The organism is Vibrio olivae, from assembly GCF_042428525.1.
Lineage (GTDB): Bacteria > Pseudomonadota > Gammaproteobacteria > Enterobacterales > Vibrionaceae > Vibrio > Vibrio olivae.
In genome coordinates this window covers 217,896-233,933 of sequence record NZ_JBHMEP010000004.1, presented here as the reverse complement: position 1 = coordinate 233,933, position 16,038 = coordinate 217,896, and the positions used below count along the sequence as shown (strand labels likewise).

Sequence of the window (16,038 nt, the reverse complement as noted above, 5' to 3'; positions counted from 1 at the left end):
GCACCTTTTTACTCATTTATTGAAATCGAGGGGCCTAGATTCCCCCTTCATGGCTTGGGTGCTAAACTGCTTGGCAACCGACATCACACTGTAGATTAAAAGGGAACACCATGAATCCAATTATCGCGATGCTAAAAGAAAACAACATTAGCGATCAGCAAATCCATGACATTTTTCAAGCATTAACCCAAAACCCACTTGCCGCAATGGCGACCATCAGCCAACTTGGTCTGCCACAAGAAGATCTGCAAAAACTCATGGGTCAAGTGATGCAAAATCCAGCATTAATTAAAGAAGCCGTAGACGAACTTGGCTTGGATTTTTCAAAAGTTGAAGAAGCGAAGCAAAAACTTCAGCAATAAATCAAGCTCTGCACCAAAAGGCCATGACGATAAATCATCATGGCCTTTTTTCTACCACTTAAAACAAACGGCTACCATCACCAAGCAATACTTCCAAGATTTTGCATCTGCCGGCGAACCCATTTCACACGCTGATACACATAGTTTGTCATGGGAACAGGATGAATTTTATAAGGGTTAGGTAGCACCACCGCTAATTGCGCGGCTTGATACGACGAGACCTGCGCTGCGGAAATACCAAAGTAATGCTGACTGGCCGCTTCAACACCATAAATACCCGGCCCAAATTCCACGACATTCAAGTACATTTCCATAATCCGCTCTTTGCCCCATATAAGCTCAATCAGCAGCGCTAAGTACAACTCGTACGCTTTACGCAGATAGCTATGGCTTGGAAATAAAAAGACATTCTTGGCCGTCTGCTGAGTGATGGTACTCGCCCCACGAGAAGGCCCTCCATCGCCACTGGCTTTAAGCACTTTCCATAATGCATGTACGTCAAGCCCCCAATGCTCAGTAAACCGCTGATCTTCTGAGGCAATGACCGCTAAAGGTAGTGAGGGAGAGATAGATTCGATGGGTACCCATTGATGCTTACTGTGCTCGGGATATCCTTGCGGCGGAAAAAACGTACGCGCTATCTCCCATCCCCAAATGGGCGGGTTGACCAACTTAAGCAGTAACACCAGCACGATGGGTAAACCCAACACTACGGCTAATGTCGTTAATAACCAACGCTTGACTCGCCGTTTTAGCTTATTAACAGCGCCGATGTTGGTGCGTTTCTTTTTTTTATGCTTTTTCGCCACGAGTTTACTGTTCGCCCTTTTCACCGTGTTCATATTTCGAACACCCAGTAGACTACAAATCTGTGTTTCCGTTGTCTAATTTTTGTCAAAAGTGCCTAAGGTTATCGTTCGACAATAGCTTGTTTAAACGTTGATTTGCTGCGAGTCGTCCATAAGCTTATGCATTCACATTAGGAAGTTGCCTTGCCATCCAAACCCCACCAAGGACGATGACAGACAGCAGTAACACTAGGCTTGAAATGCTCATCCATTGAGTTAAAAGCCCTAAAAGGCTCATGATGAGTAGCATGACGCCGATGACCGTGTTACTCACAGCGACATAACGAGTACGCTTGTCCCCTTCTGCAATATCGACAAGATAAGTTTTACGACCAACTCGAACACCATCGTGGGCAATACATACAAAAAAGTATAAAACCGCGACCAACGATGAATAGTAATCCCAAGTTGATAGCCACTGATCGCAAACAAACAGCGCGATTCCAAACACGGCGCACATGCTGGCACCAAGCATCATGACACTGCGACTTGAACGGTCTGCCATTGCGCCCCAAAACGGCCCGGCGACGAAGGAAGCTAAACCACTAGCGAACATAAACAGTGCCAGCACCCATAATGCACTCCCTTCATTTTTTTGCGCGAGTAAAAGATAGTAAGGAGCACTTAATGCAGTTGAGAGAAAGAGAGTTCGAGTGATCAAAAAACGGCGAAACACAGTATCAGTTTTAATCAGAGCAAGCTGTTTGAAGGCTTCAGATAAGCCATTGCGTGCACCGTCCACTTCCCCTCGAGATTCATTAATCTGAGCATAGATCAACGCGGCAACCAGCCACACTAAGCCAGCCAACATCAAACTGATAGCATAAAACCCTTCACTTTGTTGCCAATGCCAAAGGTCAGAAGTCGCGAGCAATACCGCTAACCCGATCGTCACCAGACCCGCGGCGCTTGAAGACCAACCATTGGCTCTTCCCCGCTGATTTTTGGGTACCGTTTTGCCAAGCACATCTTTCGCCGCAACCGAATTTAAACCACGCGACAAGCTAAACACCGTCAGTACAGCGATCACAAGCCAGCCCGCGATAACTCCATGCAAATTAAGGGCAATCACTCCAATGGCCACCACACACAATGCTTGAAGAAGACTTCCAATAACCCACACCCACTTACGAACCGGTAAATGGCGAATATAGTGCGCAATGGCCAACTGTGGTACTAGAGACCCTGCTTCTCGAATCGGAACCAGCCAACCAATAAGGAATAACGGTGCACCGATACTTTGCATGATCCAAGGCAAGGTGACCTTGGGGTTAATCAATGCATCCCCCAATTTGGTGAAGAACTGAGAGTAAACGATTTTCACGAAGTTACCTGGTACCACTTTGCACGCGGATTCAGGGATGGCTTTACAAGCTCTAGCATCTTCATCGTTCACGAGCTTTTCGTAGATGGCGTAATTAAAATCTGGCTTCATGTACTAAATTGCGTCCAATCGATTAATACCGCCCATGATAAAACCTCAAAACCGCCGCGATATCAATAAACAATCGAAGATTCATCACCCAAATGAGTGATGAACGTCCTCATTCTGCAGTCAACTCCGTTCGCACAGAACTCAGTAAGAAAATTAAGCTCAATGATAGGGCCAGTGGAATGCCGGCCCTTTTCATGCGATCAAATTTTAAAAAACTTGAGCTCATGGCGCTGAGACTCAGCCTGCTGCGCAAGCTCAGATGAGGCTTGCAGAGTTTGGTGGATCGCAGCCACATTTCTATTTACTAAATCAAAGGTGTGAGTGATCGATTGCGAGATCTCCTCTGTCACTGCAAACTGCTGTTGAGAGGCGGTGGCCACAAGCGCATTAATATCAGAAATGGATTGTGAAGCGGTTGATATATCTTCAAACGCCGCTTTGATTTGATCGGCTAAGACCACAGAGTCTTCAATAAGCTCGACATTCTCCATCATGTTTTTGTTTGCAACCGCGGATTGTGCCTGCAACTTTTCAATAATTTTTTGGATATTCACGGTCGACTCCTGAGTTCGAGTGGCAAGAACGCGGACTTCGTCAGCAACAACTGAAAATCCTCGCCCTTGGTCACCCGCCCGAGCCGCTTCGATAGCAGCGTTGAGCGCCAATAGGTTCGTTTGTTCAGAAATATTATTGATAACCTCAGTCACGGTGCCAATTTCCTGTATAAACTGGCTGAGTTCATTAACGATTTCTGCTGTGTCAGACACGGAGATATTAATTCGACTGGTCAGGTCAATACTGCTCTCTAAGGTGTTTTTGCCCTTTTCGACGCTATTTTGGGTTTTTCTGGCTTCTTCCTCTGCTAGTACGGCTTTATTACTGACTTCTTCCGAAGTCGATGAAAGCTCATTGATCGCTGTCGCGACCTGTTCCATTTGTTGCAATTCATGTTGGGCGTTGTCTTGCGTTTGACTCATAACAACATTGAGCTCTTGAGCCGACGAAGACACATTTTCCGAAATACCATGAGAGTTTTTAATCAGCGCTGATAATTGACCTGATAAGTTTATCAGCGAAAGGTAAATACCCGTCTCCTTTCCGGTTTTATCTCGGTTTTGAGTTAAATCCCCCGATGCCATCACTTCCATCAAGCTCGCAATATCGTCAGGTGCGCCGCCAACTGGTGCCAATATCATCTTGTTCATAATCCAGACTAAAATAGCGGCGGCGATGATCAGACAGATAAAACCGGTCAACGCGGTATAACCAAGCTGCGCATTGGCTTGTGAGTGAATCACACTATCAGCAATAAAGGTGACAAAACTCCAACCATTGATATCAATTTTGGACCAAAAAACCGTAAAGTCTCGCTCTTCGCCATCAACCTCTACCGAATAACTTAACTCCGGACTGCTTGTACTGAACTGCTTGTATAATGGGCGTTTTTCAAACATGTTCGCGCCAATAAAATCGTCATATGGAGCAACCAAAATGGTGCCATCATCGGAATACAGAAAGAGATTTTTCTTTTGTTCTAGGTCGCCAACAACCGCATCAATCTGGACAATGGTGAACAGTGACACCGTGGTGTTGATTTTTTTGATGATGGCAATCACGGTGTTGCCGGTTGAGGAAGACACATAAGGCTTAGAAACGTAAAAATCGTCACCTTTGTTAAAGACGGCATCATAATACGACCGATTACTCTGTTTAGCGTTGGTTGGCATCATCTCGCCGTCACTGTTGTAGATAGTACCGTCTCTCGTCAGAATAAAGACCGCATCACTGAACGCTTTTTGTGCCCGCTGAATCGCGTTCATTTGATGAACGACATGAGAAGCTACCTGCCGATCTTGAATATCACTCTCTGATAGTGATAAAGCACCAAGCTCCCGTCGATAGCTTTCAAATTTTTCGACCAACCGAGCTTCGATGGTTTGGTTTTGCTCTCTGAGCAGCTCTTTATACTGATAAACACTCTCGCTGCGAAACGAACGATAATCTAATGTTGCCAATATGATAACAATGGCGGCAACGAGAAGGCTCAGAGCCCCGATAGTCTGAAGTTTGAATTTACTCATAACTGTCTCTACTGATAATTTTATGGTCTAAATAAAAGAGGAATAACCTATTTTTATCGATTTAAAGCAGATAACTTTCTTTATTAGAATGATTGGTGATGAATTATTTAGCGGATAAGAGCATCCTAATATGCAAGGACGTTGATACCGATTGGTCATCCTTGTTGATGAAGAAAAACTTTTTTATTTATAATCACCACTTTTAGTTTAATTATTTTTACCCTCGAATCTAATAATAAATGACGAATAAACGTTCAATTTTTCCAATAATTCAAAATAATGGATAAAAATCACTATACCCTGCAACAAAAAATAGAATAAACATTCAAATTTTTACGATATACGATAAAATCGATAGACTACACAGAAAATTTCAATATGCAATAATCAAATAAATAGCCCTTATTATTACCAATGCTTTTTCATCTGATTTTTGTAATGGACACTCATGAAAAGTCTGTGACTTTTAATATTGGCTATCGTGAGGAAAGAATTTCTAGAATGATATAAGGAGGGATAAGTTGAAAAAAATAATTAGCTTATTTATTACTGAGTAATTATTCTATTTCATGAAACACGAGATTTATATTTCTCGTGTTTTTTAGTCTCTTCACAACGTAATTAAGGTTATTTTCTAGAGAATGAACACGTTTTATTCTTCATTCGCTAACGACCTGAAGTATTTTAGTGTTTTTACTTTAAGTTCACTGGTTGCTTCTTCATCGCAAACAAACGTAGCACAAGGGTGCCATTGAAGAGCAGAGATGGTCCACAAGTGATTAATCGCCCCTTCAACAGCATGGTGTAAAGCCTTCGCTTTATTGATTCCTAACGCCAAAATTAGAACTTCTTCAGCGTCAAGCAATGTGCCAACTCCAATGGTCAGAGCTTGTTTAGGTACGCGAGTCATATCACCATCAAAGAAGCGTGCATTGGCTCGGCGGGTCTCTTCCGTCAAAGTAATCATGCGGGTTCTAGAAGAAAGTGAGGACGCAGGTTCATTAAAAGCGACATGACCATCATTTCCAACGCCACCCAGAAATAGGTGAATTTTTCCATAGCGGCGTATTTTTTCTTCATATTGCCCGCATTCTTTCACTGTATCGGCCGCGGTACCATCAAGAATATGCACATTTTCTTGAGGAATATCGATATAATTAAATAAGTTTTCAAACATGAACGTACGGTATGATTCTTTTGCATCACGAGGAATGCCTACGTACTCATCCATATTAAATGTCACAACATGCTTAAAGCTAACATCACCATTTTTATAGTATTTTATTAACGATTTATAGGTGGTAAGCGGTGTCCCTCCCGTCGGTAAACCAAGAACAAAAGGACGATCTTCTGAAGGTTGGAAGATATTTATTTTTTCAACAATATATTTTGCAGTCCATTGCCCTACATCTTCTGGTGTTTCTAAAGGGATTAATTTCATAATATTTTATCTTTGAGTTGAAATGGGAATATGTGAAATTAGCACCCCAAATTAATTAGGGCACTAATAATATGAATACGTTAATTTTGATTAATACGGTCAGCAAGGAATTGAGCTTTAGCGCCAAATACCACTTGAACACCATGGCTACCGACGTTGATGACTCCCATCGCCCCGACATCTTCCAATCCTTTCTTATTAATCAGATTGGTGTCTTTAACTTCAAGACGTAGACGAGTAATACACGCGGTCACTGAGGTTAAATTTTCGCGCCCTCCAAGAAAATCAATCACGAAGGTAGTCAGTTGCTCATCGCTGAGGTTGAGTTCTTCTTTGTCTTCGTCAGTACGTCCCGGCGTCTGAAGATTATGTTTACGGATAACGTATCTGAATGTGAAGTAGTAGACCACTGCCATAGGGATGCCAACAATGACGGCTGAAAGATAGTTGGTTTCAAAACCATTGAACGACGGCATGATGCCTAACGTGACATAATCAATAAAGCCCGCAGAAAATGATTTTGCTAAATGCGCATCAAGCAGATACATCAGCATATAATCTAAGCCTGCACATACTGCATTGAAGAGATACAGCAAAGGAGAGATAAAGATAAACGTAAATTCAACAGGCTCAGTAATCCCCGTCAGGAAACAAGTCAGCCCCGCAGAAAACAGTATACCGGCTGCATATTTACGGTTTTTGGTTTTGGCTTCATGGTACATAGCAAGACACGCCGCAGGCAAAGCAAATAGCATCAGAGGGAATTCACCCTGCATAAATTTACCCACACCGTGATAAGTGCTTGAATCAAAATCTTTGACGCCTTCAGCCAGCATTTTAAACCAAATAACCTGGTCACCGTTTATTGTGGAGCCAGCTTGTGTCGTGTATTCACCAAAGCTAAACCAGAAAGAGGGATACCAAATATGGTGCAGGCCAGTAGGAATCAGTGCTCGCTCGGTAAAACCAAAAATGAACGTCGAAAGGGCTTGGTTTTCGCCATTGACAATATTTGATAATCCATCAATCCCCAATTGGATATATGTCCAAATGTACGGAAGGAGGATACCGATGATAAAGGCAGAAAACGCCGTCACAATTGGGACAAATCGCTTTCCGGCAAAAAATCCTAAAAATGCCGGAAGCTGGATGGTATAAAAACGGTTGTACATACTGGCAGCCAGTATCCCGGCAATCAAACCTCCAAACACCCCAGTTTGTAACGTTGGGATTCCGAGAACTGAAGTATATGCCCCACCCGCTTGAGCCATTTCTGGTGTTACGCCCGATGACACGCCCATGGTCATATTCATGACAAGCACCGCAATAACAGCAGCAAGACCAGCCACTCCAGATTCTTTGGTCAAGCCAACGGCAGCGCCGACAGCAAATAACAGGGGAAGATTACCAAAAATAATTTCACCCGCTCCAACCATAAGCGGAATGCCAAGTTTATCGCCAAAGGCAAGCAGTAAACCAGCGGCAGGCAAGATGGAAATAGGCAGCATTAGAGCCCGACCGACGGTGGAAAGCTTACTGACTCCACGCTTAATATTCGCGAAAGAAGATAACCCCGAGGATGGGCTTACCGTAGATTGTGTACTCATATAAACTCCTTTTTATTGATTCCATTTCACTTTAAATCAATGGAAAAATAATGAAGTAGAGTTTTGTAATATGAATATAACCGGGCTGTTACATTGACAACGCTTGCCCAATACGGAACTTATTCATTACTTTCTGCAATTGAGATGATGCGCGTAATGACGTCATTATCCGACACGGCTGAGTTGCGAAAGAAACGGTAAATCTCCGAATTTATTGCTTGTTGGGCAACCGGATTGATCGCCATAGAATCTGTCATGCTCGGTATCGCTAAGCCATTGTTAATCGCGTAGTGAAAATCGTCATAGGATTTTTTTTGGCAGTCATTGAAATCATCGATAGCGATATCGCGCCGACTCGGAATTGAGCCTTTTGAGCGATTAAACTGCGTTTGAAACGCTTTATCAGCCAAAGCTTTGGCAATGTTGATGGCCGTTGAATGCTCGAAGTGCTTACTTTTTACAAAGATCAAACTATCCATGTTGTAAAGATAACTGTTGACAGCCGATGGCGCGGAATAGCATCCAATGTGGTTGGGGACCGCTATCTGCTGCGCCAGCAAATCGCCGAGTATCCAGTCTCCCCCAATTTGAAACAGCGCCTTGTCGTCTATGAGCTGTTTGGTTGCCGTATCCCAATCCATATTGGGTAACGTCTGCCCCGTGATTTTGCTGATCCGCCTAAATACGTTTAATGCATAGCGCATTTGTGCAGAGTTGATCTTTTTAACATCAAGATCAACCAATGTGGATAGATAAAAATCAACGCCCCCAGTGCCAATAACAATGCTTTCAAACAACTGGTTAACTTGCCATTGTCTTGCTCCTAACGCCAAGGGCTGCACCCCTGCGTTTTTCGCTTTTTCCATCACCTCAAGCATATCCGTCCAATTAGTCGGCACACTAAGCTGTAATCGCTTGAGCAAACGTTGGTTAACCCATAGCCAATTAAGTCGATGCAGCGATAACGGAAGCGCAACGTAACCGTGGCTGGTTTTGTTGATATTGACCGATAAAGGATAAAACTTTTCGTCCCAGTGCTCGTCTTTGGCGATTGAATTTAAGGAATATAACAGTCCAATATCATCCCATGCCTTAATATTTGGACCTTCTAGCTGAACAATGTCAGGTGCGTTACCAGCTAGGGCGCGAGCTTGTAACACCATCATCGCGGTATCCCCCCCACCGCCGATCACTGCCGAGGGAGTGTAGGAAATATTATGATCGTTTAACTGCTGTTCTAACACATGCAAAGCCGCTTGTTCTCCCGGTGAAGTCCACCAATGAAGAATTTCCGTGTTTGCCAGAGCAGAGTTTGAGATAAACGCAAGAAGGATGATAGGAAAGAGACGCTGCATAATTATACTCGTGGAAAAAACAAAGTGACGCGCAACCCACCGCGCTTCGTTGTCGACAATTGGATATCGCCAGCGTGGGATTTTACAATGCTTTGAGAGATGGTTAATCCTAGGCCGTTTCCCTCCGAACTTGTTGAAAGCCGATAGTAAGGCTCAAATAATTTGGGCAACTGCTCTGGCGCTAATTGTTGTCCTTCATCACTTATTTCAATGTTTATCCATTCGTCATTGTTACTCAAATCAACATACGCTTTTTCGCCGTATTTGATCGCATTATCAATAAGATTGACCAAGCAACGCTTTATCGCCAAAGGCTTGCCGACAAATTGGCAGTTTAGGCTACCGGAAAGTTGAATCGACTGTTCATTGCTAGGAAACGTATTTTTAATATGCTCAATCAATTGAATAATATCTATGGGTTCAATATCTTCATGAATATCGGTTTCCTTAATACACTGCAGTGCGCCTTTGACCATCAAATCCAGGTCGTTCGCAATCTTTGAAAATCGCTCCTGCTGCACATCATCATCCAGCATCTCTGCTCTTAGTTTTAAGCAAGCAATGGGCGTCTTAAGATCATGAGAAATCGAACTGAATAGCATTTCTCGGTCTTTGATATGGCTTTCAATTCGCTGGTTCATCTTGTTGAACGCTTTAACGGCAGCCTGTAGTTCGGTACTTCCTTCTTCCTTGACTTTGGGAATAATCAAGTGACTTGACATCTGTGTCGCCGCTTTGGCTAGGGCTCGAATCGGCCGAACTTCACGTCTTACGATCAACCAAGTAAAGCTGAGCAGCAAAAAAGCAGAGAGAACAAATGTTAGCCATTCACGAGGGGCGAAATAGTTGGTTTCGAGCTCGACATAGGGAGCCGGTAACACGGCGGCGAGATAAAACCATTCGTTTGGGGCAACTTCCACTTGAGTAACAAGTATTGGCGGATTTAAGTTTCCGTAGGATAACGAATAGTGCGCCCAAAGTTGCGGCAGTTCATCAATCGGTAATTCATTATTAAATACGCGTAAGTTTTTACGCAACGTGAAATCCACATTGAGTTTTGGGTTTCCAGCTAATTCTTGGTTTAAGACGTTTCTCACTTCATTGATAACCAATGATTTGCGCTGGCTTTCGGGTAACGTCTTTACTGAAATTTCATGGTCGTTGAGCGATACAAAAAACCGCGTGCCTCCCATACTGCGTAATTGATCGAGGGCTAAATGACGATATTCACTGGGTAATGACTGAAAATACGCAATGGTTGACGACGCACTTAATGCTAGGCTATTTACCGTGGTGAGTAAGCCCTTTTTGTCACGCTCGCTGGTTTGTTGAAACCAAATCAAACCCGCTAATAACTGAGCGATAACGATCACTATCAAAAGAAAGGAGCTTGTTCTGAATGCGAGGGACTGGGTCAGCGATTTAATGTTCATAGAACACTTCAGCGGACAACATGTAACCCTTATTACGAATCGTCATGATCAACGAGCGGTCTTTATCATCGAGTTGATGGCGCAAGCGGCTAATTTGCACATCGATTCCTCGTTCGAGGGGTTCAACATCCCTGCCCCAAATTTCTCGAGCTATATCGTCTCTGGTTAAAATAGTTTGGCTGTGAGAGATAAATAAACCGAGCAATGAAATATCCGCTCCGGTCAGTTGTTTTGTTTCCCCTCGAGGAATATGCACAAGCCGCCGAGTTACGGTGTCTAACTGCCAGTCTTGAAAGCGAACTTTACGTGCTAAGCCCGCATTGGTTTTGTTGGGAATTTGGCTACGGCGTAATATGGTTTTGATTCTGGCTAGAAGCTCTCTTGGGCTAAACGATTTAGTAATGTAGTCATCGGCGCCCATTTCTAAACCCGCGACCCGGTCGGCTTCGTCTGTGACTGCTGTCAGCATAATAATGGGTACATCAGACGTTCTTCGAAGTTGCTGGCATAAAGTTAAGCCGTCGTCACCCGGCATCATAATATCCAAAATGATTAGACAGACGTCCTGATGAGATAACACCGCCCACATGGCGTGACCATTCTCAGCGCCAATCACCGAAAAACCCGCTTTCCCTAAATAGTCCGTAAGCGCACTGCGCAAGTCCTCGTTGTCATCAACGACGAGGATAGGTTTATCTATCATCGTGTACTATTTCCAAATCGTCCCTGCTGATTATTATGCCGTTACATGAAAGATTAAAAAACACTATCTAGTCCTTAGAATGTAACCAGAATGATACATTTTAAGTCATAAGGGTTATGAACTAACCAAAATCTTTGGACATTCTACTTATATAGTCAGTACAACTAGATGAACCACCAACACAACGAGATTAGTACGGGGTTTCACCTGTGAATCTGCCTGGTTGGTTCTCAAATAAGATTATTGTGCCTACCTTCACCGACTTGCAATATTTTCTCTATATTCTCGACTATCGAATTTATTCCACATATTCATAGAGGACTTATGTCTAGGAAAACAATGTTCGTCATCGGTGCGCTGACGATTTTGGCGCTGCCCGCTCAGGCTAACAGTGTCTCTCAGGGTGATGTTATAGCTGTGAGTTTGAACGAGTTGAAACCGACCCAACCCTCCGTTGGGTACGATCAAATCATGTATAAGCTAGGACGCTACCAATTTGATCAAAAGAAGATGTACGATGAAATTTGTGAAGCTAACGGTCAAAAAGGGGTGGAAAGTGTCAATGAAGATGCCGACCCAAATCTGCCCTCCACGTTTGCCTGTGAACTCAAAGTTGGTGAACGTAAGCAAGACATGAAAACCGTCGTGATTGCACCCAATGGCCAATACTACCTGACCGATGGTCATCACACCTTTAATGCATTTTATACCATGCCAAAGGGCGGTCCGTCTTTTCATGTCCATGTCGTTGTCGATAAAGACTATCGAAACTTGAACAATATGGATGCATTTTGGTCACAGATGCAAAAAGATGGCAATACATGGCTATTTGATAAAGACAATCACGCCATAAAACATAACGAGCTACCAACCTCGTTAGGACTGACTCACTTTGCCAATGACAAGTACCGCTCCCTGATGTACTTTTCACGTGATGTGGGTTGGAACAAGCCAACGCAGCCAGTTCCTTTCCTTGAGTTCTATTGGTCGAAAGAACTGCGTAAGCAGATCGATATCGACTCTTTTGATTTAAACTCGCAACAAGGTTACGCCGAGGCGGTTAACACGGTCAGCAACTACATTCTTTCTCTAAATACAGACAATGTCGGCGGCTCCAAACTTTCGGTCAAAGCGATGGGTCAGTTTGACTCATACCATCAAAAAGGCTTTGATAAACTCTTCAAGAAACGCGGAAAGATCGACTATATGCTGCGTTATAAAACCACATCAACTGGGAACGGCTTAAACTACGATTTAACTTCAGCGCCCGCCCCAACCTTGAAAAGAGTTGATCCGTTTACGCTAGAAGCCAACGCCAGTTATAACGACTATCCACCGATTTCTGCTGATGGTACCGTCAACGCAATTATCGAGATTCCAACAGGAAGTTCTGCGAAATGGGAACTAAATAAAAGCAGTGATAAACAAATCATTTGGGAGCAGAAGAACGGCGCGCCTAGGATTGTCAACTACTTGGGTTATCCCGGAAATTACGGTTCAATCCCTCGCACTGCACTACCGAAAGAATTAGGAGGCGATGGTGATCCGCTCGATGTATTGGTGCTAGGCCAGTCAATTCCGCGCGGGGAAGTGGTACCAATACGTCTTATCGGTGTGATGAAAATGCTCGATGACGGCGAGCAGGACGATAAGCTCATTGGCGTGCTAACCAATGATTCTCCATTTAAACACGTGACGTCGCTTGCCAACCTTCAAGCAACCTTCCCCGGTGTTGAAAGCATCATCGGGACATGGTTTCAAAACTATAAGGGCGCCAACGGTGGCATGGAGCTTAAAGGCTGGGGCGACGAAACAGAAGCCAACGCCATTTTATCCTCAGCAAGAGAGCACTACGCGGCACGCTGATGAGTCATCACAAAAAGGCCAGCCTCTTAGGCTGGCCTTTTGGATTAGCTCTTACCTTCACATCCAATTAGCACTGCTTCAGCACAGCCGCTTGCAGGCGATTGCCAAGCACACCACCAATCAATAGGAAGACAAGGAATATCCAGCCAGATAACGAAAAGTTCGCTATCGGTGTGAACAATGCGCCCACATTACAACCATTGGCAAAACGAGTACCGAACCCCATCAGTAAACCGCCAAGTGCAAATAAACCGTAATGCCGCGCGCTATGGTGAATACGCCATGAGAAATTAAATTTGCCCAAAAACAGAACGGCAATCAGTGTACCGATCATAATCGCTAAGTTTTGAACACTGATACTATGGCTGAAAAATGGCAGATTAAACAGCGCATCAGGGCGATGAGTAAATGCTGAAATATCCGCAGAACTGACACCGAAAACCATCAGGATCTTACCAAACCATACACCAAATGGCGTTGATGCCCCCCCAGCCCGATCCGGTTGATGCCATCATCACACCGAAAATAAGCGCGATCACTAAAGCGGAGGTACTCATTTGCCAAACATTACCAAACCAACGTTGATAATTGGCCACACTAAACAAAGCGTGGCTGCGAGGTTTCACGGTCAGTGCCTCTTTATCGCGAAGTATCTCACCTTCTACACCCAAATACGTACCACTCTTTTCACGGTAAGCCTGATATTTGCGTGCAGCCAATACAACAATACTGGCAAACACGATAGTCACTAACACTGAGATAAAGTAACCGTTGAGAGGCCCCCAAGTGAACAAGTCTGGCAGAAATACACCTTTACCTGCATAACTCGGCGTTGACATAGCCGTTTCACGAATCCAGCCTTGAGTGGCTTGTAAAGGAAAACCAAAAAAGACACCAGCACCAAAAAAGATCAACGTGACCAGTGCTCTTGGAATATCGCTGACCATCTCAACCATCACGCCCGTCGCACAGCAACTCGATAAGCTCATACCCGCACCGAACATCACGCCGCCCACGAGTAATCCAAGGTTAATCGGGTTTACCCAAAGGCGATATTCATCTGGCTGGGCATTGAACAGCATGCCAGCATTGATAATAGCGGTGACCACAAACATGAACATAAGTGTCTGTAAAAGCTGGGTCGAACCACGGCGATAGGCACGATTAACACTTCCAGCAAAGCCCAAAGAGCCTTTTGCAAGTGCAAAACCAAGGCCTAATCCCATCAGCAACCGAAGGAACAGCGGCGCACCATCTAGAAATACCCCACCGAGAACAATTGTTGCGAGCGTAATTAACGCTGCCCACCACGCTTGTGTCTTATTCATTTCTATGACTCTCAAGTTAACTTACCAAAAAATCGTGCTACATCACGAAAAGTTTGCAAGACTAACATGGGACTGCCTCATAACTGATACTTTTGTTTAGAACAATTTGTACTAGCTTAAAAGCGAGAAATGCGGATAACACAAAAACTCGTTATAATCGGGTTTTCAACCTGTTAGGTACCCATCATGCAAGCCGCCCACTCCGTTATCGTTCTCGACTTTGAAACCACCGGGCTCTCACCCGCTATGGGCGATCGTGCGATTGAAATTGGCGCGGTTAAACTCTGTCATGGTGAAGTAGTCGATTCGTTTCAACAGTTGATGAATCCGGGATTTCGAGTCAGTGGATTTATTGAAGGCTACACTGGCATCACCAATCGCATGTTGGCGAATGCACCAAGCTGTGAGCATGTCATGGCCGAGTTTGCCCAATTTATTCAAGGCGCTCCGTTAGTCGCACACAACGCATCATTTGATAAGCGCTTTCTTGACGCTGAACTAGAACGTATTGGCCACCACAGCAATCAACCTTTTGCTTGCTCGATGCTTATCGCTAGGCGTCTCATCCAAGACTCGCCAACCCATAAATTGGGAGATTTAGTTCGCTTTAAGCAGATTGAAAACGATGGAACCTTCCACCGTGCGCTGGCTGATTCGCAAATGACCGCCAAGTTATGGTTGCTGATGCTCAATGAGTTAAATCAACGGGGAGTCACAAACCCAAGCTTTACATTTATGCAGAAACTCGCCAAAACCAGTAAGCATGCTGTTGCCTCGCTGCTTGCAGCTCATCACTCATAAACAGAATCACACCAAGTCGCCAACCCACCTCGACACATTAAGTAGCAATTTTCTGCTCCTTACTATCACAAAACGCTTTATCCACATCCACAAAATATGAGATTTTATAATTTCCACTTCCCATTGATTTTGAAAGGATTCCACGATGCAGCGCTTTAATATGCTTAAAGGTATGTTGGTCTTAATGTTCGGACTATTCGCAAGTACATGGGGTGTCGCCGCAGACAAACCCTACAAAACGGACATTAAAACGTTGGTGATTGTTTCTCACCCCTACCCTGAACGATCGGTGATGACCAAAGGAATGCAGCAAGCGGCAGAGAGCGTTGAAGGGGTTACCGTCAGAAACCTTGAAACCATTTATGGATTTGACACTCGTGCTATCGATGGTGATAAAGAGCGAGAAATTACTCGCCAGCATGACCGTATCGTGTTTATGTTCCCGACGCATTGGTTCAATATTACGCCGATGATGAAAGCCTACTTAAATGACACCTGGGGCAGCGTGGGCCCCGGTTTATGGCGTGGTAAAGAAATGCTCCTCGTCACAACCGCCGCTGGTGGTAGCACCACATATGGCGAAAATGGCCGGATAGGCGTCAAGCTCGAAGATGTCTTTTTGCCGATGAAAGCCAGCGCGCTTCACGCAGGAATGACCTACCTCACTCCGTTGGCTTTTCAATCCATTTCATCATCGAAGCTTCCTGAATACCAGCAGCAACTAATTGAACGCCTACAACGTTGATCGTTCATCGGCATTTTATTGTTGCCTAAACAA

14 protein-coding genes are annotated in these 16,038 nt (G+C 44.2%); 4 read left to right on the top strand and 10 right to left on the bottom strand.

Annotation, left to right across the window (positions count from 1 at the left end):
- Positions 1 to 110 precede the first annotated feature (110 nt).
- Positions 111 to 362, top strand: a complete 252-nt coding sequence (locus ACFFUV_RS15020; protein WP_390194370.1) for a DUF2999 family protein — start codon at positions 111 to 113, stop codon at positions 360 to 362.
- 77 nt (positions 363 to 439) lie between these two features.
- On the opposite strand, the gene mtgA is transcribed toward ACFFUV_RS15020, so the two are convergent.
- The 8 genes from mtgA to ACFFUV_RS14980 form a co-directional block, all read right to left on the bottom strand.
- Positions 440 to 1,204, bottom strand: a complete 765-nt coding sequence (gene mtgA, locus ACFFUV_RS15015; protein WP_390194368.1) for a monofunctional biosynthetic peptidoglycan transglycosylase — start codon at positions 1,202 to 1,204, stop codon at positions 440 to 442.
- A gap of 124 nt (positions 1,205 to 1,328) precedes the next feature.
- Positions 1,329 to 2,645, bottom strand: a complete 1,317-nt coding sequence (locus tag ACFFUV_RS15010; RefSeq protein WP_390194366.1) for an MFS transporter — start codon at positions 2,643 to 2,645, stop codon at positions 1,329 to 1,331.
- A gap of 200 nt (positions 2,646 to 2,845) precedes the next feature.
- Positions 2,846 to 4,726, bottom strand: a complete 1,881-nt coding sequence (locus ACFFUV_RS15005) for a methyl-accepting chemotaxis protein (RefSeq protein ID WP_390194364.1) — start codon at positions 4,724 to 4,726, stop codon at positions 2,846 to 2,848.
- 652 nt (positions 4,727 to 5,378) lie between these two features.
- A complete protein-coding gene (gene nagB, locus ACFFUV_RS15000) occupies positions 5,379 to 6,167 on the bottom strand; it encodes a glucosamine-6-phosphate deaminase (RefSeq protein ID WP_390194362.1) in 789 nt (262 codons plus the stop codon).
- Positions 6,168 to 6,247: 80 nt separating this feature from the next.
- A complete protein-coding gene (locus ACFFUV_RS14995; RefSeq protein WP_390194360.1) occupies positions 6,248 to 7,774 on the bottom strand; it encodes a PTS transporter subunit EIIC in 1,527 nt (508 codons plus the stop codon).
- 119 nt (positions 7,775 to 7,893) lie between these two features.
- Positions 7,894 to 9,129: an ABC transporter substrate-binding protein gene (locus ACFFUV_RS14990; RefSeq protein WP_390194358.1), complete on the bottom strand. Its 1,236-nt coding sequence runs from the start codon at positions 9,127 to 9,129 to the stop codon at positions 7,894 to 7,896.
- A 2-nt stretch (positions 9,130 to 9,131) separates the two neighbouring features.
- Complete coding sequence (locus tag ACFFUV_RS14985) at positions 9,132 to 10,562, bottom strand: ATP-binding protein (protein WP_390194356.1); 1,431 nt, start codon at positions 10,560 to 10,562, stop codon at positions 9,132 to 9,134.
- Positions 10,552 to 11,265, bottom strand: coding sequence for a response regulator transcription factor (locus ACFFUV_RS14980; RefSeq protein WP_390194354.1), 714 nt, complete (start codon positions 11,263 to 11,265; stop codon positions 10,552 to 10,554). Before ACFFUV_RS14980 ends, ACFFUV_RS14985 begins: the two co-directional genes overlap by 11 nt.
- Before the next feature lie 324 nt (positions 11,266 to 11,589).
- On the opposite strand from ACFFUV_RS14980, the gene ACFFUV_RS14975 reads away from it, so the two are divergent.
- Positions 11,590 to 13,131 (top strand): ParB-like protein, encoded by a 1,542-nt coding sequence (locus ACFFUV_RS14975; RefSeq protein ID WP_390194352.1) that lies wholly within the window; start codon positions 11,590 to 11,592, stop codon positions 13,129 to 13,131.
- A 67-nt stretch (positions 13,132 to 13,198) separates the two neighbouring features.
- Here ACFFUV_RS14975 and ACFFUV_RS14970 read toward each other — a convergent pair whose 3' ends face one another.
- Together ACFFUV_RS14970 and ACFFUV_RS14965 are read right to left on the bottom strand one after the other, a co-directional pair.
- A complete protein-coding gene (locus tag ACFFUV_RS14970) occupies positions 13,199 to 13,576 on the bottom strand; it encodes a YeeE/YedE thiosulfate transporter family protein (RefSeq protein WP_390194350.1) in 378 nt (125 codons plus the stop codon).
- A gap of 7 nt (positions 13,577 to 13,583) precedes the next feature.
- Positions 13,584 to 14,459 carry a YeeE/YedE thiosulfate transporter family protein gene (locus ACFFUV_RS14965; RefSeq protein WP_390194348.1) on the bottom strand — a complete coding sequence of 292 codons (876 nt, stop codon included), beginning with the start codon at positions 14,457 to 14,459 and terminating at the stop codon, positions 13,584 to 13,586.
- Between the two features lie 186 nt (positions 14,460 to 14,645).
- Between ACFFUV_RS14965 and ACFFUV_RS14960 the strand changes: the two genes are divergently transcribed.
- Together ACFFUV_RS14960 and ACFFUV_RS14955 are read left to right on the top strand one after the other, a co-directional pair.
- Positions 14,646 to 15,260 carry a 3'-5' exonuclease gene (locus ACFFUV_RS14960; protein WP_390194346.1) on the top strand — a complete coding sequence of 205 codons (615 nt, stop codon included), beginning with the start codon at positions 14,646 to 14,648 and terminating at the stop codon, positions 15,258 to 15,260.
- A 145-nt stretch (positions 15,261 to 15,405) separates the two neighbouring features.
- Positions 15,406 to 16,005: an NAD(P)H-dependent oxidoreductase gene (locus tag ACFFUV_RS14955; RefSeq protein ID WP_390194345.1), complete on the top strand. Its 600-nt coding sequence runs from the start codon at positions 15,406 to 15,408 to the stop codon at positions 16,003 to 16,005.
- The last annotated feature ends 33 nt before the right edge of the window (positions 16,006 to 16,038 follow it).

Excerpts from the sequence above, each read along its gene's own strand:
- ACFFUV_RS15020 (WP_390194370.1), top strand. The coding sequence starts at position 111 with ATGAATCCAATTATCGCGATGCTAAAAGAAAACAACATTAGCGATCAG.
- mtgA (WP_390194368.1), bottom strand. The coding sequence starts at position 1,204 with ATGAACACGGTGAAAAGGGCGAACAGTAAACTCGTGGCGAAAAAGCAT.
- ACFFUV_RS15010 (WP_390194366.1), bottom strand. The coding sequence starts at position 2,645 with ATGAAGCCAGATTTTAATTACGCCATCTACGAAAAGCTCGTGAACGAT.
- ACFFUV_RS15005 (WP_390194364.1), bottom strand. The coding sequence starts at position 4,726 with ATGAGTAAATTCAAACTTCAGACTATCGGGGCTCTGAGCCTTCTCGTT.
- nagB (WP_390194362.1), bottom strand. The coding sequence starts at position 6,167 with ATGAAATTAATCCCTTTAGAAACACCAGAAGATGTAGGGCAATGGACT.
- ACFFUV_RS14995 (WP_390194360.1), bottom strand. The coding sequence starts at position 7,774 with ATGAGTACACAATCTACGGTAAGCCCATCCTCGGGGTTATCTTCTTTC.
- ACFFUV_RS14990 (WP_390194358.1), bottom strand. The coding sequence starts at position 9,129 with ATGCAGCGTCTCTTTCCTATCATCCTTCTTGCGTTTATCTCAAACTCT.
- ACFFUV_RS14985 (WP_390194356.1), bottom strand. The coding sequence starts at position 10,562 with ATGAACATTAAATCGCTGACCCAGTCCCTCGCATTCAGAACAAGCTCC.
- ACFFUV_RS14980 (WP_390194354.1), bottom strand. The coding sequence starts at position 11,265 with ATGATAGATAAACCTATCCTCGTCGTTGATGACAACGAGGACTTGCGC.
- ACFFUV_RS14975 (WP_390194352.1), top strand. The coding sequence starts at position 11,590 with ATGTCTAGGAAAACAATGTTCGTCATCGGTGCGCTGACGATTTTGGCG.
- ACFFUV_RS14970 (WP_390194350.1), bottom strand. The coding sequence starts at position 13,576 with ATGGTTTTCGGTGTCAGTTCTGCGGATATTTCAGCATTTACTCATCGC.
- ACFFUV_RS14965 (WP_390194348.1), bottom strand. The coding sequence starts at position 14,459 with ATGAATAAGACACAAGCGTGGTGGGCAGCGTTAATTACGCTCGCAACA.
- ACFFUV_RS14960 (WP_390194346.1), top strand. The coding sequence starts at position 14,646 with ATGCAAGCCGCCCACTCCGTTATCGTTCTCGACTTTGAAACCACCGGG.
- ACFFUV_RS14955 (WP_390194345.1), top strand. The coding sequence starts at position 15,406 with ATGCAGCGCTTTAATATGCTTAAAGGTATGTTGGTCTTAATGTTCGGA.